The organism is Sorangium sp. So ce887 (assembly GCF_051521455.1).
In the GTDB taxonomy this organism is placed as follows: Bacteria; Myxococcota_A; Polyangia; order Polyangiales; family Polyangiaceae; genus Sorangium.
Map to the genome: position 1 here is coordinate 12,523,083 of NZ_CP150354.1, position 23,258 is coordinate 12,546,340.

A 23,258-nucleotide genomic window follows, 5' to 3' on the forward strand; every position below is an offset into this window, starting at 1 on the left:
GCCGCTCAGTTCAGCTTGATCAGCGCCGCCTTCACGTCGACCTGCTCACCGCCTTCCACCGTGACGGAGCTCCCACCCTTGAGAGTGATCTCCGACGCCTCCAGGCTGATTTTCTTCCCCGTGATGGCGATATCCCCGTCGAACGAGATCACGAGCTTGGCGCCCAGGGTGGCGCCCGAGAGGCGCATCTCGTCGTTGGCTTGAAGGACGACCGTGGGCGCGCCGATCGCGGCCAACCTCCGGGCGTCCGCGTGGAATGTATCCGAGTTCAGCACCTGCGTCGTCTCCGCGTTGATCTGCTGCGTCGGTGCTTCGATGACCTGCTCCGTCTTCGACTCGATACGCTGCTGCCCCTTCACCACGGTGACCTGCTCGCCGTCGACATGGACCTCCTGCTTCTTCTTTACGAAGAGCTCGTGATTCGCGTCGTACGTGGTCTCCTGGTCCCCGACGACGTGGATCGACTGCTTGCCCGCGACCGAGAGCTCCTCGTCGGCCGTGACCTCGACCGTGCGGTTCCCTGTGACGGTCTCGGTGGAGTCCCCCTTCACCCCGAAATTCCGGTTGCCGCTGATCGTCACGCTCTGGTCGCCCTCGACCCCCACGCTCCGATTGCCCTGCACCCCGACGCTCTGGTCGCCCTGCACCCCGACGCTCTGGTTGCCGCCGACGCTCGTGTCCTGGTCTCCGCCGACCCCGATCGTCTGGTTGCCGCCCACGGTGACCGTCTCGTTCGCGCCGACCACCTCCGCGTTGTTCGCGCCGACCAGGGTGCTCCGGTCCGCGCCCGTCGCCTCGCTCCGGTTCGCGCCGACGCTCGAGCTGCTGTCGACCGCGATCGTCTCGCTGCGGTTGTTGCCGACCTCGCAGTTCCAGTCCTTCGGCGTGTGCAGCAAGATCTGCTGGGCGCCCGCGGTGTCGTCGAACAGGAGCTCGTTGTGCGTGCCGCCCCCTGGGCTCGTGTCCGTCTTGAGGGTGCTCACCGTCGGCACCACCGTCGGCGGCACGTTCTGCCCGTTGTATACGCGGCCGACCACGAGCGGCCGATCCGGATCCCCGTCCTCGAAGTCGACGATCACCTCCGCGCCCACGCGCGGGTGGAAGACGGCCCCTTGCCCGGCGCCCGCGAACACCTGGCTCACCCGCACCCAGCACGACGTCGGCTCCTTGCCGTGCCGCGCGGTGTCCTCGTCCCAGTGGAAGCGCAGCCGCACGCACCCGATCGCCGCGCCCGGCGGCCCGCCGACATGGATCTCCTTGCCCGGTGCGGACGGCTCCGCCGTGACGAATGCCGTCTGCGAGCCCACGATGCGCGGCTTCGGCGTCAGCCGTGCGGGCCGGAAGCGGGACTCGGCCACGGAGGCCGCCTTGCCGCGGCGCGCGCACTCGAAGGTGCCCGCGTAAGGCACCACGTCCTGCGTCGCATTCATGTTCGAGGACGGCGGCAGCACCCCGGGCTGCTCGCCGCGCACGTCCATCCTCGTCACAAGGTACTCGCCCTCGTGCCGCGCGCTCGTGTGCTCCAGGGCGAAGATCGTCCCGGCCGCGAGCACGCGGCTCGGGCCGACGCCGACCGCGTAGCTCGCCTCCACCTCGAGCCGCTCGCGCCTCGCCGCGGCGAGCGGTCTGCCCTGGTCCGGCGTGTCGGGGTAACGCCCCGGATACTCGTGCTCCACGAGATCCCCGCCACCCGCGTCCTCCTGGACCGCCATGCTCAGCGCCGGCTTCTTCCAGTTGTAGTCCTGCAGCGTGACCCTGCGGGGGCGCAGGCGCGCGCCGAGCTTCATCGTGGTCACCTCCCGGCCGCGGAGGTTCGGGCCGAGCGGCAGGAACGGCCCGATCCGCGTGCGGCCCGTGTCCCTGTCGGAGAGCACCAGCAGGCACACGCCGCTGCCGTTCTCGAAGTGGTAGCCGATGCCCTCCTCCTCGAGCAGCCGCGACACGAACGCGAGATCGCTCTCGTTGTACTGGACGCAGTTGCGCCGTGCCGCGACCGCGTCGATGCGGGAGGTGTCCGCCACGCGCCAGGCGAAGAGCTCGCGCGCCGGCGAGAAGTCGCCGAGGCCGTCGTCGGGCTCCGCCGCGGCGTCGTCGGCGCGCTGGAGCGCAGGGTCGCCCTGGAGCACGGCGTCGATGATCTGCCGCGTGGTCTTCTCCAGGAAGACGCGGCACCGCGTGCGGTGCGCCGCGCGGGCGAGCGGGGGCTCCACGACGAGCCGGTAGGCCATGCCGCCGTGGATCGGGCCGAGCTCCTCCACCTCGGTGAGGATGCCGTGGACGACGCGGAAGGCGGGCAGGGTGCCCGTCGCGATGCGGAGCGTCGCCCGGGCCTGGATCAGCTCGTCCGGGTCGACCTCGGGCGCAGGCTCGCGCGTGATCGCGGTGATCTCGTACCGATACAGGCAGGAGATGCCTTCGGTGCCGCGGAAGCCGGCGACGCGCAGGTGCTGCCAGGGACTGGAGGGCCCGGCGGCGCCCTCCCATGCGAAGGAGAAATCGAGATCGCTCACGCTGTCGCTCTCTTTCTTTCTCGGCACGTCGAGGGCGCGACCTCGAGGGCGCGGAACGTCATCCCCCCGATCGAGAGCGCCGCGCGCGAGCGCAAGCAGCGCTCAGGCCCGCCGAGCATAATAGAACGATCCTGACGAGGCGCCGCTTCCACTTCGGCTCGGGCGCGATGTGCCGGCTCGCCTGGTGCGTCTCGGCTGGATACCCGCCTTCACGGGAGCTGCCCGCGCGGCGCGTCGTTCCTGGCGCCCCGTCCGCGACGCTGGTATTGGCCTTCTTCCGCCGCTCCAACCAGGCGAAGCCGCGATGGCTGCCCGGCGATGCACTCGCTCCTCTTTCGCACCGGAGTCCGACCATGAACGCACTGCCCAGCATCTCTCCGCCTGTCCCCGGTGAGCCCGAGCGCGCCGCCATGCGCACCGCCATCCCGGGGCCTGCGTCCGAGGCGCTCCGCGCTCGACACCATCGCTACCAGGACGCGCGGCCGATCCACTTCTATCAGGACGCGCGGAAGAGCCTGGGCAACTACATGGTCGACGTGGACGGCAATGTCCTGCTCGACGTGTACGGGCATATCGCCGCCGTGCCCATCGGCTACAACCACCCGGATCTGCTCGCCGCCTGGCGCGATGGGCGCTTCGACTGGTGCGCCGGCTACCGCTCGTCGCTCGGGGTCGCGCCCGCGCCCGAGTGGGTCGACATCGTCGAGAAGACGCTGATGCGCGTCGCGCCGAAGGGGCACTCGCACGTGTTCACCTTCACGACCGGCGCCGAGGCGGTGGAGAACGCGCTCAAGGCCGCGTTCATCCGGCTCGCCCGGCGCCGGCGCGGCGGCGCGCAGCCGAGCGACGGCGACCTCGCCGCCGCCATGCTCAACCGGCAGCCCGGCATCAACGCCTTCAAGGTGATCTCCTTCGAGGGCGGGTTCCACGGCCGCAGCATGGGCGCCCTCTCGGCGACGCGGAGCAAGCCGATCCACAAGCTCGATATCCCCGCGTTCGACTGGCCCGTCGTGCCGTTCCCTGCGAACCAGTTCCCCGAGGCGGCCCACGCCGAGCAGAACCGCGCCGCCGAGGCGCGCTCGCTCGAGGCGGTCAAGGCGGCGATCGACGCGCACCCGGACGAGATCGCCGCGGTCATCGTCGAGCCCATCCAGGGCGAGGGCGGCGATCGCCACGCGAGCCCCGCGTTCTTCCAGGCGCTCCGCCGCCTCACCTCGGAGCACGGCGTCGCGCTCATCCTCGACGAGGTGCAGACCTGCGGCGGCGGGACCGGCGCGCTGTGGGCGCACGAGGCCTGGGACCTGCCCGAGCCGCCGGACATGGTGACGTTCTCCAAGAAGATGCAGCTCGGCGGCTTCTACTGCCGCGAGGAGCTCGCGCCGATCGAGCCGCTGCGCATCTTCAACACCTGGCTCGGCGACCCGATCCGCGGCGCGCAGCTCGAGGTGATCCTCGAGGTCGTCGAGCGCGACAGGCTCCTCGAGAACACGCGGGTGACGGGCGAGCGCCTCGTCGCCGGGCTCGAGGACCTCTGCCTCCGCTACCCCGGGGTGCTCTCGGGCGCCCGGGGCAGCGGCACCTTCGCCGCCGTCGACTTCCCCCACGCCGCCCGCCGCGACGCGGCGCTCACCGCGCTCCGCAACCGCGGCCTCGAGGTGGGCGGCTCGGGCGACCGCACGCTCCGCTTCCGGCCCGCGCTTGTCTTCGCCCCGCGCCACGTCGCCGAGGCGCTCGACCTCCTCGAGTCGGTCTGCAAGTGACCGCCGCCTCCGCCTCGCTCCCGATCCGGGTGTTCCACTCGGCGCGCTACTTCGCGGACATCGGCGAGCACGTCATGCCGATGCGCAAGTTCGCCCTCGTGCGCGAGGCGATCGAGCGGAGCGGCCTGCCCGCGCGCATCGACGAGCCCGAGCCGGTCAGCGACGAGGACCTCCTCCGCGTGCATACGCCCGAGTACCTCCGGGCGATCGCGACCGGCGAGCCCCGGGCGCTGGCCGAGTCGCAGAAGTTCCCCTGGTCGCCGGCGCTCGCCGGGGCGGTGCGCTTCACGAACGGCGGCTGCATCGCCGCCGTCTCCGCGGCGCTCGAGGAAGGCATCGCGGGCAACCTCGCGAGCGGCTTCCACCACGCGCACGCCGCGCACGGTGAGGGCTTCTGCACCTTCAACGGCCTCGTCGTCGCGATGGAGCGCGCGCGCGCCGAGGGGCGCATCCGCCGCGCCCTCGTGGTCGACATGGACCTCCACTACGGCAACGGCACCGCGTCGCTGCTCGCGTCGCGCCCCTGGGCGTTCGCGCTCTCCATCTACGGCAACTGGTACAAGCAGAACCGGGCGTACCGGGACGTCGAGGGCGAGCGCGCTCCGGACACGGAGAACAGCTGGTCCGTCCCGGTGCCGGGCGGGAGCGGCGGCGCCGCCTACCTCGAGATCCTGGCGCGGCACCTCGGCCCCGCGATCGATCGCGCCGCGCCCGACCTGATCCTGTACCAGGCCGGCGCGGACCCGTTCCGCGAGGACCCGTACTCGCCGCTCGACCTGACGCACGACGACCTGCGCGCGCGCGACGAGATCGTGTTCCGGGCCGCGCTCGAGCGCCGTATCCCGATCGCGTGGGTCCTCGCGGGCGGCTACACGCCCGACGTGAGCCGGGTGGTCGAGGTGCACCTCGGCACGTTCGTCGCGGCGGTGCGGGCCAGGGAGGCGCGTCGGGAGGGGCAGTGATCCCGTAAGAAGAGGCCATTCACTCGGCGCGTCTCCGCGCGGCGCAGGTGAAGGCTCATTGCGCGGGGGCACACGGCGGCGTGGCGCCTGCTCCGGCGCGGCGACCTTCGCGCCGGCCTTTGCTGGTAGACTCCCGCCATGGCCGATCTGAACGACCCCGTCCGCCTGGCCGAGCTGCACGGCGCCATGCTGCGCACGGACGCGGACGCTCTCCTCGACGCCTGCGTGGCGCGGGCCGCCAGGCTCGCGCGGGCGCCGATCGCGTTCGTGAGCCTCGTCATCCGCCATATCCAGCTCCTGCGCGCGCACCACGGGCTGCCCCTGGAGCTCGCCGTGAGCTGCGCGACCTCGCGGAGCAACTCCTTCTGCCAGCTCGTCGTGCGCGATGAGGTGCCGCTCATCGTCGACGACGCGCTGCGCGACGAGCGCGTGCCGAAGGAGCTCGTCGAGAGCTACGGCATCCGCGCGTACGCGGGCGTACCGGTGCGCGTGCGCGGGCACGCGATCGGCTCGCTCTGCGTGCTCGACGTCGTGCCCCGCCGCTTCGACCCGCGCGCCATCGACGGCCTCGAGCAGCTCGCCCTCGAGGTCGCCGGCCGGCTCTCGGACCTCGTCGAGCGCGACGCGCCGCTCGGCAGCGCCGACGTCCAGGAGCGCCTCGTCCGCATCGAGCAGGCCACGCGCGTCCTGGAGCGCGCGCTCCTGGCCCTCGCTCCGGTCATCGCCGCGGCAGAGAGCGCGGCGGGGGCGCGGCCGCAGGCGCCGTCGGTCGACGCGATGCACGCGACCCCCACGGCGCTCGTGACGCTCGCCAGCCTGCGCGCGGCCGTCGGGTGCTGGCGCGACATGGGCTCCGTCGCGGACGGGCTCTGCGACGAGGCCGCGGCCGTCGCGAGCTTGGCCCCTGCGGCGTCCGGGCTCGTCGCGGCGGCCCGGGTGCTCGCGCGGGGCCTGGCCGAGGTCGGCCCGCTCGTCCGCCTCGCCGAGGGCGTGCTCGAGGGAACGCTCGAGGAAGTCGCCGCCGAGCGGGGGAGGGCGGTCGTGCTGCGCGGCGCGCTCGAAGCGCACGAGGCCGCCTCCGCGGCGGTGAGCGAGATCCGCGCCGGCGCCCTGCGCGCGCGGGCCGAGACGAGCGGCGCCGCGGCGTCGTCGCGCACGCCCTGAGCCGCCGCGGCGTCGTCGCGCACGCCCTGAGCCGCCGCGGCGTCGTCGCGCACGCCCTGACTCACCGCGGCGCGGCGGTCGAGGGCGGCGCCGGCAGCTCGCGGGTGATCTCGCCCGCGTCGGCGCCCTCGGACGGGGGCGGCTCCGACCCCGGCGTGACCGGCGTGCCCTCCCAGGTCGCGCTCTTGTCCCGGCTCCCGTAGACGTACGGCGGGCGGGCCTCCAGCTCCCGCGCGATGCGGGCGAGCTCCTCGTCGAGGTAGCGCGGGTTCGCGGCCAGCTGCTCGCGGACGCCGCTGTTCACCACGTAACCGCGGATGTCGGGGCTCTCCGGGTAGTACTTCGTGAACACGTTGTACCGGAAGAGCGGCTTCAGCCGGTGCACGTCCCTGGGCCCGGTCGGCAGCGGCAGGAGCTCGACGAAGCTCTTCCGCTTCGCCCGCTCCTCCAGCCGGTCGAGGACGAGCTGGAGGCTGTTCTCGAGCAGGTGGGGCGCGCAGTGATCCGCGAAGTCATCGTAGAGCAGCCGCATGAGCGCCCGCGCCTCGTCGATCGGCAGCTGCGCCTGCCGCTCGCGGCCCATGCGCCGGACGAGGACCATGAACGGAGAAGGCTGGTTGCCCGTCGCGCGGATCTCGTCGGGGTCGCGGAAGTCGGGCTGGCGGTAGGGGAAGTGGCGCGGGTTGATCGCGTCGAACCCGCCGCGGCCGTAGAACAGGATGCGCTGCCACGACAGGCGCTCTTCGGGCGTGAAGTACTCGACCTCGGCCGCGAGATCGAGGTTCATCCCGAAGTACTTGCCCGGGGCGGCGGGCGCGGGGAGCGTGATCTTCCCCATCGCGTGCAGGTCGGCCAGGTACTGCATGGCGAGCTCGACCGGGGCGATGCGCAGCCAGTACGACAGCACCGTACCGCGCGCCTCGGGGATCATGAAGATATGGGCGAGATAGATGACGCAGAGATCCGGCGCGTACGCCGGGTTGATGAGCACGGTGCCGTCGCGCACCCCGCGCACGTTTCCGTCCGAGTCTCGCGCCACGAGCAGGAAGTAGCGCATGTAGGTGCCCGACGGCTCGGGCGTGAACGGGTCGTCGCGCAGGAAGGCCTGGATCGCCTCCTTGCGCTCCATCTCTCCATGAGGGCCGAAGCAGTCCCAGAGGATCTGATACGCCGTGTCGAAGTCCGGGTCGGAGGGGTCTTCGATGGACCAGATCTGGTATTTCCGGGTTTCGCGCTCGATCATCTCCACCACGTCCTGGTGGAAGAGATCCTTCATGCAGAGCCGGACACGTCTCTTCAAGCAGGGCTCCCGGGGTTCATGGTGCCAGACGGAGCGTTCATCTGATAGGTAATCATCGTGACCCGGGCAGCTCTCGTCGACACGCGCACCTACATTGATTCCGCTCGCTCGGTGTGGAGCGAGGCGGGGCCAGCCTATGAGCCCGTCCCACCGCTGCGCGGGGACGCGGTGGCCGATGTGGTCATCATCGGGGGAGGGTTCACCGGAGTCTCCACGGCATACCATCTAATCCGCAGATTTCCGAGCCTTCGCGTCATGATCCTGGAGGCGCGTCACCTCGCGAACGGCGCGAGCGGGCGCAACGGGGGGATGATGCTGAACTGGATTAACGGGGTGAGCTACCGCGATCCGCTCCTCACGCGCCGCGTCTACGAGACGACGCGCGCGGGGATCGACGGCATTGTCGGGATGATCCAGGAGCACGACCTCCCGGTGCGGTACCGGCGCGACGGCTGCCTGGAGGTGCTCACGGACGCTCGGCGGGCGGAGGCGGCGCACGCGCGGGTGGAGCGGCTCGCCGGGTGGGGCATTCCGCTACAGTACCTGGACGGCGCGACGCTCGCGACGCGGCTCGGCATCCGCGGGGCGGCCGGGGCCGTGCTGGACGCGACCGAGGGGCAGCTCAACGGGGTTGACCTGCTGCGCAGCCTGCGCCCGCTCCTCCTCGCGTGGGGGGTCGCCCTCCACGAGGACACACCGGTGCTCCGGATCCAGGAGGGACGCACGATCGAGCTGACCACGCCGGGCGGTGTCGTCCGGGCCTCGGCCATCGTGCTCGCGACAAACGGCTACACGCCGCGGCTCGGCTACTTCAAGACCGGAATTTTCCCGCTGCACTCGCACGTGATCGCGACCGAGCCGCTCGACCCTGGGGTGCGCGCCGCGCTCGGCTGGGGGCAGGTCGCCGGCTTCAGCGACGACCATGACCGGATCGCATACGCCAGCATGACCCCCGCCGGTGAGCTCGTGTTCGGCGGGGGCAGCAACGCGGCCTATGCCTATCTCTACGGGAACCAGACCTCCTACCCGGGCTCCCCCGGCTCGGCGGGGCCGGCGTTCGAGGCGATCCGGCGCCGGCTCGTCGGCTATTTCCCCGAGGCCGAGCGGGTGCGGATCGCCCACCGCTGGACGGGGACGCTCGGGATCACGATGAGCCGGATCTGCAGCATGGGCGTGCGCGGCGAGCATCGGAACGTGTACTACGCCCTCGGCTACAGCGGCCACGGCGTGACGCTCGGCAACCTCGCGGGCCGCGTGCTGTGCGACATCTACGCGGGCGACGACGCGCGGTGGCAGGACCTGCCTTTCTACATGTACCCGCTCGGGGGCGTCCCGCCCGAGCCGCTCCGCTGGCTCGGCTATCACGCGTACACGAAGCTGACGGGGCGCTCGCCGCGCAACGCGGCGTGAGCGCGGCGCCGGGGTGAGCGCGGCGCCGAGGTGAGCGCGGCGCCGAGGTGAGCGCGGCGCCGAGGTGCGCGCGGCGCCGAGGTGCGCGCGGAGCTCTTGCATGGCCGGAGCGCGGGGCGCTATTCGATGCGGGGCCATGTTCTGCGCGCGCTGCCACCGGGAGTACGACGCGGTCCATCGGTTCTGCCCCTACGACGGCGCGGAGCTCGCCGAGGCGCGGCGCGTCGACCTGTTCCGGTTCAAGCCGACCCGGCTGCGGGGGACCGTCCTCGGGGAGCGCTACGAGGTGCGCGGCTACCTCGGCAAGGGCGCGATGGCGCGCGTCTACCTCGCGATCGAGCTCGAGACTGGGCAGCCGGTCGCGATCAAGGTCCTGGAGTCGTTCGCGTCCCGGGCGGAGCGGACGCGCGAGCGGTTCGTGCGCGAGGCGCAGAGCGCCGCGATGATCGGGCACCCGAACATCGTCAGGGTGCTCGACGCCGGCACGCGCTCCTCCGACGACGCGCCGTACATCGTCATGGAGTATCTCTTCGGCGAGTCGCTCGGTGACTGGCTCCGGCGTGAGCGCCGCATGGAGGCCGACCTCGCCATCCCGGTGCTCGCCCAGGCCGCGTCCGGGCTCGCCGCCGCGCACCGGGCCGGGATCATCCACCGCGACGTGAAGCCCGACAACCTCTACCTCGTGGGCGCGCAGGGGGACCCGTACGCGGTCAAGGTGCTCGATTTCGGCCTGGCGAAGATGCAGGCCGCAGACCACATCACGGCGACCGGCACCGCGGTGGGCACGCTCGAGTACATGGCGCCCGAGCAGGTCGTGAGCGACAGGCCCGACGCCCGCACCGACGTCTACGGGCTCGGCGTCGTCATGTTCCGGACCTTCACCGGGGAGCTCCCGTTCCCGCGCTCGGATCAGTCCGAGCTCCTCGCCCGGCAGCTCGTGACCCCGCCGCCCCGCCCCTCGGAGCGGCGCCCGAGCATCGATCCGCTGCTCGAGTCGGTGATCCTGAAGGCGATCCGCAAGCGCCCGGAGAACCGCTATCCCTCGATGGAGGCGTTCGTCGAGGACCTCGAGCGGCTGGCCGGCGACCGCGACGGGCCGCTCTCGGCGGAGGAGCCGCTCCCCGAGCCGGACGACGTCTACGTCCCGCAGGGATCGTTTGCCAGGAACGCGGCGATCTACTTCTATAGGCGGCTCGGCATGGAAGCCCCACGCTTCGACTGAACCCGACACCACCTCCCGCGGGCGCTTCCCGCCACCCAGGAGATCCGTATCGCCATGGCCTACTCTGCTGCATTCCGATGTCTGACCGGCTGCCCCGGCAGCTACCCGCTGACGCAGCCCCTCTACCGCTGCCCGACCTGCGGCGGCCTCCTCGACGTCGCCCACGACATCGAGGCGCTCCGCGATCGGAGCCCCGCCACGTGGATGAAGCTCTTCGACGAGCGCTACAAGCGCACGGTGTGGCCCTACGGATCCGGGGTCTGGGGCAAGCGGGAGTGGGTCTCTCCCCAGGTCCCGGACGATGCCATCGTGTCGATGGACGAGGGCGGCACCAACCTGTTCTGGGCAGATCGCTACGGCCGCTCGCTCGGGCTCGATGAGGTCTGGGTGAAGCTCTGCGGCAACAGCCATACGGGGTCGTTCAAGGACCTCGGGATGACGGTGCTCGTCTCGGTGGTGAACAAGGCGATCCGCGAGGGCCTCGAGGTGCGCGCGATCGCGTGCGCGTCGACCGGGGACACGTCGGCCTCGCTCGCGGCGTACGGCGCGGCGGCCGGCCTGCCGGTGGTCGTGCTCCTGCCGCGGGGCAAGGTGTCGATGGCGCAGCTGGTCCAGCCGATCGCGTCGGGGGCGCTGGTCCTCTCGCTGGACACCGACTTCGACGGCTGCATGGCCATCGTGCAGCGGCTCTCGGCCGACGGCGTGGTCTACCTGGCGAACTCGATGAACGCCCTGCGCCTCGAGGGCCAGAAGACCGTCGCGTTCGAGATCGTGCAGCAGTTCGACTGGACGCTGCCCGACTGGGTCGTCCTGCCGAGCGGCAACCTGGGCAACGCCTACGCCCTCTACGCCGGCTTCAAGATGCTGAAGGATCTCGGCCTGACGACGCGCTTCCCCCGGCTGTGCGTGGCGCAGTCGGCGCGCGCCAACCCGCTCTACCGGGCGTGGGCCGAGGGGCGGAGCGAGGTCGAGCCGATGAAGGCGGGCGAGACGCTGGCGAGCGCGATCCAGATCGGCAACCCGGTGAGCGCGCCGAGGGCGATGCTGGCCCTCCAGGCGATGAACGGGGTCGCGGAGGAGGTGACCGAGGACGAGCTCTGCGACGCGGCGGCGCGCGCCGATCGCACCGGGATGTACACGTGCCCGCACACGGCGGTCGCCCTCGCCGCCCTGGAGAAGCTCGTGAAGAAGGGCCTCGTGGAGAAGCGCCAGCGGGTCGTCGTGGTCTCGACCGCGAACGGCCTCAAGTTCACGGAATTCAAGGTGAAATACCACGAGCGCGCGCTCGCGGACGTGACGAGCCGGCACGCCAACCCGCCGGTCGAGCTGCCGCCCGACTACGACCGCGTCCTCGCCGCCCTCGACAGACACGCGGGCAAGCGCTGAGCGGAGCAGGCCTGCCGATGCGCTGAGCGGCCGCGACGTGCGATGATCGGCGCGCCCGATCAGGGCCGGGGGGCCCTCGAGCCTGCCGGACAGCGGCGCGGGCGCGTCGTGACGCGCTCGGTCCCCCCGGCATCCTCGTTCGGCAGCGGCATCCGTGGACATCCGCCATCGCACGCTGCTCTCGTTCGCCCCCCTCCTGACGGTGGCGGTCGCGCTGGCTGTCTTCCTCCCCCTGGGCATCGCGAGCGATCACCTGACCCGGATCTTCTCCCACGGGTTCACGACGCGCAGGGGCGGCCACGGCTTCGGGCTGCACAGCTGCGCGCTCGCCGCCGAGGAGATGAGCGGCGTGCTGTCGGTGAAGAGCGACGGCGCGGGGCGCGGGGCCACCTTCACGCTCGTGCTCCCGCTGCGGCTCGGGAGCGCCGCCGCGCTTCGCCCCGCGGCGTCGTGAGCGGCCGGCGCCGGCTTTGCCGGGCGCCGCCCCGCCGCTACCTGCGCCGCCTCGCGCGGCGCCGCCCGGGCCTCCGGCGGGCGCCCGCGGAGGTCATCGCCGAGGCGATGCCGTCCTGCAGGGTGGTGTGCGTGACGATCCCGCTCATGTCGACGCCGAGCGCGACGAGGGTCCTGGCCACCTCGGGGCTCAGGCCCGTGATGATCACCTCCGAGCCGAGCAGGCGCACCGCGGTGGCGGCGCGCAGGAGCTCGTCGGCGCACTGGCCGTCGATCCGCGGCACCCCGGTGATGTCGAGGATCGCGACGTGCGCGCGGCGGGCCGCGACGCCGCGGACCAGCGTCTCCTGCACGCGGCGCGCCCGCTGCGCGTCGAGGGCGCCGACGAGCGGCATCACGACGATATCGTCGCTGATGGGGATGAGCGGGGTCGACAGCGCCGCCAGGATCTCGTTCTGCGCCCGGAGGGCCTCCTCCCGGGCGCGCCGCGCCTCGGTCTCCGCCTCGGCGCGCTTGCGCTCGGTGATGTCCCGCACGATCACGACCGCCTCGGCCTGCTCGCTGCCGGCGATCCGGACCTCGTAGTCGCGCGTGCCCTCTCGGAGCTGCTCCTGGTACTCGAAGACGTGCGTCGCCTCGTCGGCCAGCGCCCGCGCGACGAGCTCGGTGATCTGCTCTGCCACGCGGGCAGGGAACACGTCGGCGACGTGCCGGTGCACGAAATCCTCGGCGCGGAGCGACGGCCTCGACTCCCTCGACGCCTTGAAGTCCAGGCAGATGCCGTCGCTGCTGATCCGGAGGATCGTGTCGGGGATGGCGTAGAGCAGCGCGCGGTTGTTCGCCTCGCTCCGGCGCAGGGCCGCCTCGACGCGCTTGCTGCCGATGAAGTGGCCGGCCTTGGCGGCGATGGCGAGCAGCACGTCGAGCAGCCCCGGGTCGGGCTCGCGCGGCTCGGCATCCATGAGCTCCAGCACGGCCGCGACCTGCGCGTCGGCGCGGACCGCGATGGGGAGCTCGACCGCGAAGCGGAGGCCGGCGCCCCGCGCCGCCCGCGCGCGCGGGTCGTCCTCGACCGCGTCGAGGTCGCAGAACCAGCTCGGCTCCCCCTGGGCGAGCGCGCGGCCGGGCAGCCCCGCGTCGCGGGCGAACCGCGTACCCCGCGTCGCCGCCTCGAGCGCGGCCGAGTCGTCGGGCGCGGCGCTCCAGGTGTGCTCGCAGCGCAGCCCGTCGCTCTCGTCGTCGCCGAGCCACAGGGCGCCGAACCGGAAGCCGAGCGTCTCCCCGAGCGCGCTGAGGAGCGCGAGGACGCCCGAAGACAGCGTCGTCGACTCGACAAGGATCTTGGTCACCGTGTACTGCGCCGACACCTTGTGGTTGGCCCCGGACAGGGCGCGGCGCTGGTTCCACTTCTCGGTGAGCGCAAAGGCCATCTGGCGGACCTCGTTCGGGTCGAACGGCTTTGCGAGGATGAGGAGGTTGTCGGTGTTCCCGAACCGGGTGGAGATCTCCTCCCAGGAGTAATCCGAGTACGCCGAGCAGATGACCGCCTGGATCGCGCCGTCTTCCTGCCAGATGCGCGAGAGCGTCTCGATGCCGTCCCACCCCGGCGGCATGCGCACGTCCACGAAGGCGAGGGCGTACGGCGCGCCGCGCTGCTGCGCCTCACGGACCTTCTCCAGCCCCTCCGCGCCCTGGGTCGCGGTCGTGAGCTCGAACCTCACCGACCTCCGGCCGGGCGCTTCGCGGAAGAGCGCCGACTCGAGGCCATCGAAGGTCGATCGCTCCGCGTCGGATCGGAGGATCCTGCGGAAATCCCCGTGGATGGCCTCGTTGTCGTCGATCAGCAGAATGCGCCGGTTCTGCTGCCACCTGGGGTCCCGCATGGCCTTGTCCTTGGAGCGTGAGGTCGAGGTCCTATTCGACCGGAGGCGCGCCCTCGCCTTCCGCGGGCGGAGGGGGCGTCGGCCGCGATCGCGCCTCGCCCGTGGGCGATTCATCCTCGGTGGACGGCGGCGGCGGCGGCGGCGGCGGCGGCTGCATCAGCGGAGGAGGGCTCGCCTCCTCCTCGCTGTCCCGCGCGGGGGCCTCCGAGGCGCCGAGGGGGAGGTTCACGCCGCCGGGCTTCCTGGCGGTCGCGGCCGCGCCCGAGCCCGGAGAGTCGCCGGCCTTGCCGCGGCCCCGCGCGGCGGGCGAGTCCGCCGCGTGCGGATCGAACCGCGGCCGCTTCAGCGCGCCGTGGACGTGCCAGCCGTAGAAGCCGTCGGAGCGCTTCGACCGCTTCATCTTGGGCTGCTGCATCTCGATCAGCCCGGGCACGCTCGACCCCGGCGCGCCGAGCAGCGACTTTGTGACGTCGTTCTTCGACCGGTAGGCGTCGGCGAACTTGAAGCGGACGTAGAGGTCCGCCGTGGAGTTGTTCCACGGCTCGCGCATGTTGACCTTGCCGTCGCCGTCGAGCTCGAGGTCCTGGCCGTTCGCGGTCATCTTCGTGATCTTGAGGACGCCGTCCTTCGCCTCCGCCGACAGGAGGAGCTCGCCGAGCTTCGCCTCCGGGAGCGCGATGAGCCCCTGGATCTTCGTCTTGCCGTCGCCGACCGAGACCTCCTTGGCCGAGACCTCGAGCGCGCCGTTCGCCTTGTTGAACTTGCCTTCGGGCGCGCTGAGATCGAGGTTCGCGCTCAGCGTGCCGGCGATCGGCAGGCCGAGGATGTCCCCGAGCGGCTCCACCTGGGCGAGCTCCACGTCCGAGACCTCGACGTGCACGTCGCCGTCCGACTTGCCCATCGGGACCACGCCCTCGACCTCCCCGCCGAACACGCTCGCCCAGAACGAGATCCGCATCCGCCCGATCAGGAAGGGCAGGATCTTCACCCGGGCGTGCGCCTCCTCGATCTCGATGACGCTCGGCTTCGGCGCGCTGTCCTTGGCGGCGTCGCCCGAGGTGAAGGCGGCGGCGCCGCTCGGCCTGCTGCTCGATCCGAGCTCGTTCGGCGGCAGGATGAGCCGCACGCCCTTCATCTCCACGCCCGTGAACCAGTACGAGTCGAGCTCGTCGATCTCGAGGCGCTGCGCCGGGCCGGAGCCCCGCTTCTGCTGCGTGCGATCGAACTCGGCGATCAGCCGATCCTTGAGCCGGTCGTAGGGGAACGTGAGGTAGCCGAAGAGGCCCAGACAGAAGAGGTAAAAGAGCGGGTAGGCCGCCCACTTCGCGATCTTGACGAGGCGCTCCTTCATGGCTCTTGCTCCTCCTCGTCGGCGGCGGCCGCGGGCGCGGCCGGCGCAGGGCTCGCCGGCTGGGGGTCGCCCTTCCGGTCGAACGCGGACACGCCGAGCTCCACCTCGTACGAGTCCGGCTCGCCGGCGCGCGGCTTGATGTTGAGCTTCGTCACCGCGACCGGGTGGCCCGAGCTCTCGATGCGCTCGAGCATCTTGGCGAGCCCGAGCATCCCGATCCGGTGCATCTTCACCACCGTGACCCGCTCGGTGTATTTCTTGCCGTGCGGGACGTCGGGGCGATCCTGCGACTCGGCCGCGGTGAGCCCCTGCTGCTTCGCCGCGTCCTCGATGAAGCCGGCGAGGGGCGGCGCAGGCCGCGCGTAGCGCGCGAGCAGCGCGTCCTTCTGCGCCTTTCGCTCGTTGACCTTCCCCGAGGCCTCGTAGATCGACTGCAGCAGATCGCGAACCTCGTGGTTCTCGGTGCGCTTGCCGGAGGCGATGCTCGCGAGCCCGATCGGCACGAGCAGGAGCACGATCACCCCGAGGAATCCGAGAAGGATGGTGAGGAGCCGGCGCTCGCGCGGCTCCAGCTTGTCGAGTCGCTCGCGGAGCGTCATCGCGATCCCTCTGGCTTGTCCGGCGCGCCGGCCGAGGCGCTGTCCGCTCCATCCGCGGCGCCGGTCTTCTTCTTCTTCTTGTCCTCGCACTTGAGATCCAGCTCGAGGACGTACTTGTGCTTGCCCTCCGTGAACTGGCTCGTCCGCCCGATCTTCACGTCGCGGAAGCAGCGGTGTTCCTTCAGGTGATCCGCGATGATCTGCGCGTCCGACACCGACGGGACGACGCCCTGGAGGGTCACGTGGCCGCGGTTCACGTCGAGCTCGAGCACGTCGTGCGTGATCTCCTTCGGCACGGCCTTCGAGAGCTGCACCATGACGTCGAAGGCGTCGACGCGGGGCATCGGGTCCTCGTCGGCCGCGGCGGGGCCCTGGTCGAGCAGCTCGCGCGCCTTCTGCGGGTCGCTCGTCTCCTCGCCGAGCACGTCGCGCGAGGCGGTCGCGAGCGACGCGAGCAGGAGCTCGCGCTCCGCGTCGAGGGTGCGCAGCTCCGCGACGATGGAGAACCCGAAGCTCAGCGCGATGACGGTGCCGAGGCCGGCGAGGATCGGGATCTTCTCGCGCAGGAAGGGATAGCTGCGCTCGGCCTCGAGCGCGCCCCGCCTCAGGTTGAACCCCTTGGTCTTCGGCGTCAGCCCGAGGGCCAGCCCGAGCGCCTTGGCGAAGCGGGGCAGCGCCGTGGCCTGCTCGGGCGTGAGCCCTTCGAGCCGAGGGGTCGGCAGCGGCAGGATGGTGAGGCCGAGCTGGGTCGCCAGAAACATCTCCGCGCCCTGGGCGGTCGCGCCGCCGCCGACGAGGTACAGCCCGGCGAGCGGCTCGCCGCCGAGGTTGCGCCACGCCGCGAGGGTCTGGCGGAGCTCGCGCGCGAGCGCCGGCGCCGAGCCGGGGAGCCCGGCCGTCCCCCGCGACAGCGTGCGGGCGAAGACCGGCTCGCCGCCGGAGAGGATCACGATCTCGGAGGTGAGGTGGTCGAGGTCGAGCAGCGCGATCGGCACGCTCGCGCCGGCGGGCGACGGCGAGGCGAGCTCCGGCATCACGGCCTCGAGGTTGGCGAGCGCCACCGCGCCGAGCGCGACGCGCTCCGGCTCGAAGCCGAGCGCCTCCTTCACGATGGCGATGCGCTCGCGCACGTCGTCCGTGCGCGCGACCGCGGCGAAGACCGGCAGCGTCTCGGCGTTGAGCGGCCGCTTCAGCAGGCGGTAGTCGAAGACCGCGTCCTCCATCTCGAACGGCACCGTGGCCTCGAGCTCGAAGCCGAGGACATTCTCGAGCTCCTTGTGCGCGGCCGCGGGCAGATCGAGGCGGCGGTAGAACGACCGCTCCCCGGAGAGCGCGATCGCCGCGCCGTCGGGGCGGTGGAGCCCGACGGCGGCGCGGATCGCCTCGGCCTCGGAGACCGCGTCCGTGACGGCCGCCTCGCCGAGGGCCTCGACGAAGACCCTCCTGTACGAGGTGCGGATGAGCGCCGCCCGCACCACGGATTTTCCAGCATCTATCCCGAGCAGCCTGTGCATTTCCGCGCTTCTTCCCGGAGGGGTGTCCTATTCGATCCGATAGTAGATGATCGTCCCGGCGGGGTTCGATCGTACCTGCTTTTCGTACGTCTCCGGCGTCGCGGGGGCGCCGGTCGGATCGCCGTTGAGCTCGTTGGATCCGCCCGGACCGCCGCCCTCCCCGCCCGGCTCGGTCTCGGTGATCTTCGTCGCCCCCGTGAGATCGAGCACCGCGTGGATGCGCACGCGCGTCTCACGCTTGTTCCCCGGGACGATGCCATCGGCGTAGATGCTCAGGAAGCTGCTCCTGTTGCCGAGGGACTTCGTGGCGTTCGGCTTGAACTTGACCGCTTCGACGCCCATCGCCTTGAGCTGCTGCCCGAGCATCGCCCCGAGCGAATTGCCGGTCTTCTGGGTCATGGCGTCGACGAAATCTTTCGGGGTGGGGAAGAGGATCCCGCCCGTCATGCTCTGCACGAGCGACGCCACGGTCAGGAACGCCGTCTGCTGGTTCACGTCGGTGCAGAGCGGCGTCGCCGCGATGTCCACGAACTGGTCGCTGCAGGTGAGCGTGAGGAGAAGCTGCGCGTTCGCCGACGTCACGTTCACCTTCTGCTTCCGGCTGCCCCAGACGGTCAGGACCCGCTTGTCCGGGTTGTTCGGGTCCGGGTCGACGAACGTCGCCCAGAAGTCGTCGCTCATGCCCCGGATCAGCCGCAGCTCCTCGAACGAGTCGAAGGGGGCGTTCTTGCGCTGATAGGGGAGGCCGACCGTCTGGTAGAAGCTGTCCTCGGCGCCGGTGGAGCTCGGGGCGTTCGTCGACGAGTCGCAGGCGAACGTCTGGTCGCCGGGGTCGGCCCAGTCGATAAGCGCGCTGCAGATGGTCGCGCGATCCGAGAACTGGCCGTCGCCGTCGCGCTCCTCGAAGAGCGCATTGTACTGGGCGGAGCTCATCAGGCTGACCAGCTGTGCCCCGACGGCGATCTGATCCGCGATGCCGCCCACGTCGTCGGCGGCGCGGTTGATGTTGATCTTCGAGTCCTCGTCGACGATCTTGAGCTCGAAGCGGCCGCCGCCGGTGAGCCCGAGGTTCTTGCCCGCCGCCGCGCTGGCCTGGCCGGTGGCCTCGGCGGGCGGCGCCGCGCCCGGCTCGACGAGCTGCGCGTTGAACGGGCCGAGGAACATGTCGGTGAACTTCCAGACCGGCACCTGGAAATTGCCCTTGAGCCCGATGATCGCGAGCATCGGCCCGATCGTCTGGCTGACGCTCGGCTCGGAGGCGATGAGCATCCGCGACAGGTTCACGGCGCTCCGCGCGTAGTACTCGGCCCGGAGCGCGTCGCGATCGGCGAGCGCCGCGGAGAGCTCGGTGGAGGTCTCTTCCTGGAGCTCGGTCAGGAACACGGTGAGCACCGTGATCGCGCCGAGCACCATGACGAGCGCCACGCCCCGCCGGTCGCGCCGCCTCCGGAGGCGGCGGCGGCCGCGTCCACCCGGCGAGGTGGGGGCGGCGTGCTCCTCGGCGTGGGGGCTCCTCCGGTGGATCATCGCTCAGTTGGCCCCGAAGGCGATGGGGACCTGCATCGGGATGGGCACCTTCGTCTCGAACTGGATGGGCTTGCCGCCCGGCCCACCGTTCAGGACCAGCGTCACCCACACCTGCGACGGGAGCCGCTCGAACTGCGCCGCCGGCTGGGTCGAGTCCCACGAGTCGACCCACTCCCCGGTGACGGGATCGAGGTACTGGACATTGAAGCTCTCGATGTCCTCGGCGAGCACGTTGACGACGCCTCCCCTCGTCGGCTCGAGGTCGATGACCTTCGCCTCCCTCCGCACGAGATCGAGCCTGTCGCGATCGGGGTCGCGCGAGCCGAAATAGCCCACCTCGCACTGGTCCGACTCGTGCGTGTTCCTGACGAGCCTCCGGTGCGCGAACGCGGTGAAATCGACGCGGTCGGCGGGCGACGAGTCCTGCCCGGCGAAGGCCGTGAGCCGCACCGCGATGTTCTTGTCGGCCGGCTGGTGCCGGGACAGGAAGGCCGCCTGGAGCTCGCGCGAGATGCGGGCGATCGCGCCGCGGCCCTGGTGGTAGCGGTCGCTGATGCGCGAGATGCCCGCGCGCGACCGGCTCATGCCGTCGAACGCGCCGTAGATGAGCGTCCCGATGAGCGCCAGGATGGAGATCGAGACGAGGACCTCGAGGAGGGTCACCCCGCCCGATCGGCCGCGGCGCCTGCGGAGAGAGCTCGCCCTTCGCGCCGTCATGGTCAGCTCCCTCCTCCCTCGCCCGCGCCGCCCGCGCCTGTCTCGTCGGGCTGGCCCATCTGGGGCACCGTGACCCACTGCACGAGCTCGAGCGCGTGCTCCTGCGACCCTTGCTGCCAGGTCAGCCTGACCGTCACCCGCCGCGCGCTCGCCTCGAAGATCGGCTGGAGCGTCGGCGCGAGCATGTCCACGAACGGCTGCAGGAGCCCCGCGATCCCGCCGGCGGACTCGCCGCTCCCTTCGCCGCCCGGCGCGCCGACAAGCGACTGCGCGAGATCGTCGAGGCTGCCGCTCGGGGCGGCGGAGCCGCTCGACTCGGCCGGCTTGGTGAGCTCGCCGAGCCCCTCGAGGTTCGTATCGAGATCCAGCTCGCCGTAGTTGGGCTCGGGCATCTCCGGCTTGTCGATGCGCCAGGAGCACTTGATGAAGGTCGACTCGTCGCCCTCGCAGCACGGCCCGTTGTCGGCCTCGTCGAGCGCCGGCAGGCCGTCCTTGGCGAGCCGCTCCTCGATCTCGGTCATCTTGCAGCGCGCGAGCCCGTTCGCGAGGCTGATGTTCCGCGCGTGCGCTGCCGCCGAGAAGGCGCCGGCCTGGGCGGAGAGGATCGCGGTGAGCCCGAGGCCGAGGATGGCCACCGCCACCATGATCTCGAGCAGGGTGAAGCCGCGGGCGCGCATCAGAACCCCGTGTCCTCGCGCTCCGACTCCTCGGCGTCGTCGCGCGGCCTCGGCATGCTCACCTTGCCTCGCCTGATCTCGGTCTTGCCGGTCAGGGGCGAGACGAGCAGCGTCATCACGGCGTCCTCGGTCTCCTGGCCGCCGAGCGAGAGCTGGACGGCCGCGCGCTCGGTCTGGCCGCCAGGCCAGAAGTACAGGTAGGCGCGCCCCTCCGTCACGGGCTCGTCCTGGTGCCCTGTCTCCACCTGGAGGAAGCGGACGCCGCTCGACAGCTCCTTGCCGGGCTTGTCGCTCGTGGGGTCGAAGCCGAACGCCTTCGTCGGCTCGAACGACGGCCGCGGCGCGCGCGGCCCCTTCAGGATCGCCTCGGCCTCGGCCACCGCCGCCCGCTCGGCCTCCGTGGCCGCGGCGGCGCCGCCGGTCCGGTCATTCCTCTCGACGAGGAGCTCGCCCGTGGACTCCTCGAGCACGATCATCCGCTCCTCGAAATCGAAGACCAGGCGCATCGGCTTCGACTTCGCGTTCGCGTGGGCGTAGGCGACCCGGACGGCGCCCGCGAGCAGCGCCGCGCTCCGCTTCAGCCGGGCGCTCGTGACCGCGCCCATGCCGAGGATCACCGAGCCGCTGATGAGCGCGATCACCGTGACGGAGATCAGCACCTCGACCAGCGTGACTCCCCTCGTGCGCAGGCGGCGTGTCATGAGCGCTCCCTCCGCGTCGGCGTCACATCTCCGCGATCTTGCTGATCTCGGACTGCCTCATGTTGTCCCGGATGTCGTCCGGGGTGCTCTCTTTCTTGTCCTTGCCAATCGAGTAGACGCGGATATCGCCCTCTTCGCACTTGATCCGGTACGGCTGCCCCCAGGGGTCATCCGTCTTGTTGGCGTCGATCTGCTTCGCGCTCACGAGCGCTTGCATGGTCGGGCAGCCCTCGCCGCCCGCGCCGAGGTTCTGGTACTGATCCGCCGCCGTCTTGATGACCGACGTGCCGGTGTAGGCGCTCCTGACCTTCGCGGCCTCGAGCTTCGGCCACAGCACGAGCGTGGCGCCGCCGGCGATGATCGCCATGATCGTCACCACGATCAGCACCTCGACCAGGGTCACGCCCCGCGAGAGCTTCCGGCCCAACCTTCGAATCCTCTTTGCCCTGTTCGTCTCCATGTCCCTCACTCCACCCTGTCAAGGCCGCCGATTTCGCCGTCCGGACCGTCGCTCATCAGATCGTATCCCTCCGCGTCCGTCCTGCCAGGGCAGGTGAGCCGGAGCGGCCTCCCCCAGGCGTCGACCAGATCGATCGCGAGGTATCCCTCGCGCTTCAGCTCTTCCAGCGAAGCCGGGCACCGCCGCTCGTGGTCGGCGCGGTACAGCGTGATCGCCCCGTGGACGACAGACAACGTGGCGCGCGTCGAGCGAATTCCCACGAGCCGCCGCTCGCGCGCGCCGAGGAGCAGGAGCAGGAGCACCATCCCCAGGCCGGCGGCGAACGGCCGCGCGCGCGCCACGCCGCTCCGCCGGAAGAGCCCGCCGCCGCGCTCCCACGGGAAGAAAATCGTGCTCTCTCGGTGTCTCCGGCGCCCCATGAAGCCCTCTACCCGACGAAGTTCGACATCTGCATGAGCGGCATGAGGATGGATATCGCGATGAACGCGACCGTGCCGCCCATGATGACGATCATGAGCGGCTCGAGCAGGCTCGTGAGCACCTGGACGCGGGTCTCGACCTCGGAGTCGTAGGCGTTGGCGACGTTCTCCAGCATCGCCTCGAGCTGCCCGCTCCTCTCGCCGATGGCGATCATGTGGATGACGATCGGCGGGAAGCGGCCGCTGCGCTTCAGCGGATCGGCGATGCTCTGGCCCTCGCGGATCGAGCTGATCGCGTCGGCGATGACCTTCTCCAGGGCGGCGTTGCCGAGCACGCTCCGCACGATGTCCATCGCGCTGAGGAGCGCGACGCCCGACGAGAGCAGGGTCGCGAGGGTCCGCGCGAAGCGCGCGATGGACAGCATCTGGATGAGCTTGCCGAAGATGGGCGCGCTGAGCACGAACGTGTCCCACTTGAGGCGCCCCTTCGGCGTGCGCAGCCAGCGGCGGAACCCGTACACCGCGGAGACCATCACGATCAGCACGAGCCACCAGTAGCTCGAGGCGAACGCCGACGTGCCGATGAGCGCCGAGGTGTACCAGGGCAGCGTCTGGTCCATCGACGCGAAGATGTCCTTCACGTTCGGCACGACCGCGATCATGAGGACCGAGATGAGCCCCATGCCGATGATCGCCATGAGCGCCGGGTAGGCGAGGGCCGCGGTCACCTTTCCCACGAGCTTCGCCTGGTTCTCCATGAAGACCGTGAGGCGGAGCAGCACGCCCTCGAGCGTGCCGGACGCCTCGCCGGCGCGCACCATGCTGACGTAGAGCGGCGGGAAGACCGTGGGGTGCCCCTCCAGCGCCTTCGCGAAGCTCGTGCCCTCGCGCACCTGCTCGCGCACCTGCGTGAGGGCCCGCTTCAGGGACTCCTTCTCGACCTGCTCGATGAGCGCGTTGAGCGACTCGAAGAGGGGGATGCCGGCGCCGATGAGCGTCGCGAGCTGGCGGGTCATCATGGCGACCTCGGACGTCGAGGGGCGGCCCGCGAAGGCGAAGAGCTTGAGATCGCGCTTCGCCTTCGCCTTCGCGGCCCGCTCCTCGGTCGCGCCGGTGAGCATGATGCCGTCCTTGCGCAGGGCGACCCGGAGGGCCTTCGCGTTCTCCGCGTCACGGACCCCTTTGACCGGCTTGCCGGTGCCGACGAGGATGCCTTTGTATTCGAATACCGCCACGGCCTTCC

19 protein-coding genes and 1 pseudogene are annotated in these 23,258 nt (G+C 71.2%); 7 read left to right on the forward strand and 13 right to left on the reverse strand.

Features of this window, described 5'->3' with window-relative positions; genetic code table 11:
* Positions 1–5 precede the first annotated feature (5 nt).
* The gene (locus WMF36_RS46885; protein ID WP_437577382.1) at positions 6–2,537 is read right to left on the reverse strand and encodes a type VI secretion system Vgr family protein; all 2,532 of its coding nucleotides are present in this window, start codon (positions 2,535–2,537) and stop codon (positions 6–8) included.
* A 326-nt stretch (positions 2,538–2,863) separates the two neighbouring features.
* Between WMF36_RS46885 and WMF36_RS46890 the strand changes: the two genes are divergently transcribed.
* From WMF36_RS46890 to WMF36_RS46900, 3 genes are all read left to right on the forward strand, one after another.
* Positions 2,864–4,270: an aminotransferase class III-fold pyridoxal phosphate-dependent enzyme gene (locus WMF36_RS46890; protein ID WP_437577383.1), complete on the forward strand. Its 1,407-nt coding sequence runs from the start codon at positions 2,864–2,866 to the stop codon at positions 4,268–4,270.
* Positions 4,267–5,232, forward strand: a complete 966-nt coding sequence (locus WMF36_RS46895) for a histone deacetylase family protein (protein ID WP_437577384.1) — start codon at positions 4,267–4,269, stop codon at positions 5,230–5,232. Before WMF36_RS46890 ends, WMF36_RS46895 begins: the two co-directional genes overlap by 4 nt.
* Before the next feature lie 138 nt (positions 5,233–5,370).
* Positions 5,371–6,396 carry a GAF domain-containing protein gene (locus WMF36_RS46900; RefSeq protein ID WP_437577385.1) on the forward strand — a complete coding sequence of 342 codons (1,026 nt, stop codon included), beginning with the start codon at positions 5,371–5,373 and terminating at the stop codon, positions 6,394–6,396.
* Positions 6,397–6,457: 61 nt separating this feature from the next.
* On the opposite strand, the gene WMF36_RS46905 is transcribed toward WMF36_RS46900, so the two are convergent.
* A complete protein-coding gene (locus WMF36_RS46905) occupies positions 6,458–7,696 on the reverse strand; it encodes a hypothetical protein (RefSeq protein ID WP_437577386.1) in 1,239 nt (412 codons plus the stop codon).
* A 111-nt stretch (positions 7,697–7,807) separates the two neighbouring features.
* On the opposite strand from WMF36_RS46905, the gene WMF36_RS46910 reads away from it, so the two are divergent.
* The 4 genes and pseudogenes from WMF36_RS46910 to WMF36_RS46925 form a co-directional block, all read left to right on the forward strand.
* Positions 7,808–9,106, forward strand: coding sequence for an NAD(P)/FAD-dependent oxidoreductase (locus WMF36_RS46910; RefSeq protein WP_437582054.1), 1,299 nt, complete (start codon positions 7,808–7,810; stop codon positions 9,104–9,106).
* Between the two features lie 136 nt (positions 9,107–9,242).
* Positions 9,243–10,328, forward strand: coding sequence for a serine/threonine-protein kinase (locus tag WMF36_RS46915; protein WP_437577387.1), 1,086 nt, complete (start codon positions 9,243–9,245; stop codon positions 10,326–10,328).
* 54 nt (positions 10,329–10,382) lie between these two features.
* On the forward strand, positions 10,383–11,714 hold the full coding sequence (thrC, locus tag WMF36_RS46920) for a threonine synthase (RefSeq protein WP_437577388.1): 1,332 nt from the start codon (positions 10,383–10,385) through the stop codon (positions 11,712–11,714).
* A gap of 235 nt (positions 11,715–11,949) precedes the next feature.
* Positions 11,950–12,168, forward strand: a pseudogene (locus WMF36_RS46925) (ATP-binding protein); the annotation flags it as partial.
* Positions 12,169–12,205: 37 nt separating this feature from the next.
* Here WMF36_RS46925 and WMF36_RS46930 read toward each other — a convergent pair.
* Genes WMF36_RS46930 through gspF form a run of 11 tightly spaced genes read right to left on the reverse strand, consistent with a single transcriptional unit; the run spans position 12,206 to position 23,250 of the window.
* Positions 12,206–14,050 carry an STAS domain-containing protein gene (locus tag WMF36_RS46930; protein WP_437577389.1) on the reverse strand — a complete coding sequence of 615 codons (1,845 nt, stop codon included), beginning with the start codon at positions 14,048–14,050 and terminating at the stop codon, positions 12,206–12,208.
* 31 nt (positions 14,051–14,081) lie between these two features.
* Positions 14,082–15,401, reverse strand: a complete 1,320-nt coding sequence (gspN, locus tag WMF36_RS46935) for a type II secretion system protein GspN (protein ID WP_437577390.1) — start codon at positions 15,399–15,401, stop codon at positions 14,082–14,084.
* Positions 15,398–16,000: a hypothetical protein gene (locus WMF36_RS46940; RefSeq protein WP_437577391.1), complete on the reverse strand. Its 603-nt coding sequence runs from the start codon at positions 15,998–16,000 to the stop codon at positions 15,398–15,400. The genes gspN and WMF36_RS46940 overlap by 4 nt, the downstream gene beginning before the upstream one ends.
* Complete coding sequence (pilM, locus tag WMF36_RS46945; RefSeq protein WP_437577392.1) at positions 15,997–17,514, reverse strand: type IV pilus biogenesis protein PilM; 1,518 nt, start codon at positions 17,512–17,514, stop codon at positions 15,997–15,999. Before pilM ends, WMF36_RS46940 begins: the two co-directional genes overlap by 4 nt.
* 27 nt (positions 17,515–17,541) lie before the next feature.
* Complete coding sequence (locus WMF36_RS46950; RefSeq protein WP_437577393.1) at positions 17,542–19,041, reverse strand: general secretion pathway protein GspK; 1,500 nt, start codon at positions 19,039–19,041, stop codon at positions 17,542–17,544.
* Positions 19,042–19,044: 3 nt separating this feature from the next.
* Positions 19,045–19,758: a type II secretion system protein GspJ gene (locus WMF36_RS46955; RefSeq protein WP_437577394.1), complete on the reverse strand. Its 714-nt coding sequence runs from the start codon at positions 19,756–19,758 to the stop codon at positions 19,045–19,047.
* A 2-nt stretch (positions 19,759–19,760) separates the two neighbouring features.
* Positions 19,761–20,435: a type IV pilus modification PilV family protein gene (locus WMF36_RS46960; protein WP_437577395.1), complete on the reverse strand. Its 675-nt coding sequence runs from the start codon at positions 20,433–20,435 to the stop codon at positions 19,761–19,763.
* The gene (locus WMF36_RS46965) at positions 20,435–21,136 is read right to left on the reverse strand and encodes a pilus assembly FimT family protein (RefSeq protein ID WP_437577396.1); all 702 of its coding nucleotides are present in this window, start codon (positions 21,134–21,136) and stop codon (positions 20,435–20,437) included. Before WMF36_RS46965 ends, WMF36_RS46960 begins: the two co-directional genes overlap by 1 nt.
* A gap of 22 nt (positions 21,137–21,158) precedes the next feature.
* Positions 21,159–21,563, reverse strand: a complete 405-nt coding sequence (locus WMF36_RS46970; protein ID WP_437577397.1) for a prepilin-type N-terminal cleavage/methylation domain-containing protein — start codon at positions 21,561–21,563, stop codon at positions 21,159–21,161.
* A 38-nt stretch (positions 21,564–21,601) separates the two neighbouring features.
* On the reverse strand, positions 21,602–22,015 hold the full coding sequence (locus tag WMF36_RS46975) for a type II secretion system protein GspG (protein WP_437484867.1): 414 nt from the start codon (positions 22,013–22,015) through the stop codon (positions 21,602–21,604).
* An 8-nt stretch (positions 22,016–22,023) separates the two neighbouring features.
* Positions 22,024–23,250 (reverse strand): type II secretion system inner membrane protein GspF, encoded by a 1,227-nt coding sequence (gene gspF, locus WMF36_RS46980; RefSeq protein WP_437484869.1) that lies wholly within the window; start codon positions 23,248–23,250, stop codon positions 22,024–22,026.
* Positions 23,251–23,258: the final 8 nt, after the last annotated feature.

Bases quoted from the DNA above. Each gene is read 5' to 3' on its own strand.
- WMF36_RS46975 (WP_437484867.1), bottom strand. From the start codon at position 22,015: ATGGGGCGCCGGAGACACCGAGAGAGCACGATTTTCTTCCCGTGGGAG.
- WMF36_RS46955 (WP_437577394.1), bottom strand. From the start codon at position 19,758: ATGACGGCGCGAAGGGCGAGCTCTCTCCGCAGGCGCCGCGGCCGATCG.
- pilM (WP_437577392.1), bottom strand. From the start codon at position 17,514: ATGCACAGGCTGCTCGGGATAGATGCTGGAAAATCCGTGGTGCGGGCG.
- WMF36_RS46950 (WP_437577393.1), bottom strand. From the start codon at position 19,041: ATGATCCACCGGAGGAGCCCCCACGCCGAGGAGCACGCCGCCCCCACC.
- thrC (WP_437577388.1), top strand. From the start codon at position 10,383: ATGGCCTACTCTGCTGCATTCCGATGTCTGACCGGCTGCCCCGGCAGC.
- WMF36_RS46965 (WP_437577396.1), bottom strand. From the start codon at position 21,136: ATGACACGCCGCCTGCGCACGAGGGGAGTCACGCTGGTCGAGGTGCTG.
- WMF36_RS46890 (WP_437577383.1), top strand. From the start codon at position 2,864: ATGAACGCACTGCCCAGCATCTCTCCGCCTGTCCCCGGTGAGCCCGAG.
- WMF36_RS46940 (WP_437577391.1), bottom strand. From the start codon at position 16,000: ATGACGCTCCGCGAGCGACTCGACAAGCTGGAGCCGCGCGAGCGCCGG.
- gspN (WP_437577390.1), bottom strand. From the start codon at position 15,401: ATGAAGGAGCGCCTCGTCAAGATCGCGAAGTGGGCGGCCTACCCGCTC.
- WMF36_RS46960 (WP_437577395.1), bottom strand. From the start codon at position 20,435: ATGCGCGCCCGCGGCTTCACCCTGCTCGAGATCATGGTGGCGGTGGCC.
- WMF36_RS46915 (WP_437577387.1), top strand. From the start codon at position 9,243: ATGTTCTGCGCGCGCTGCCACCGGGAGTACGACGCGGTCCATCGGTTC.
- WMF36_RS46900 (WP_437577385.1), top strand. From the start codon at position 5,371: ATGGCCGATCTGAACGACCCCGTCCGCCTGGCCGAGCTGCACGGCGCC.
- WMF36_RS46930 (WP_437577389.1), bottom strand. From the start codon at position 14,050: ATGCGGGACCCCAGGTGGCAGCAGAACCGGCGCATTCTGCTGATCGAC.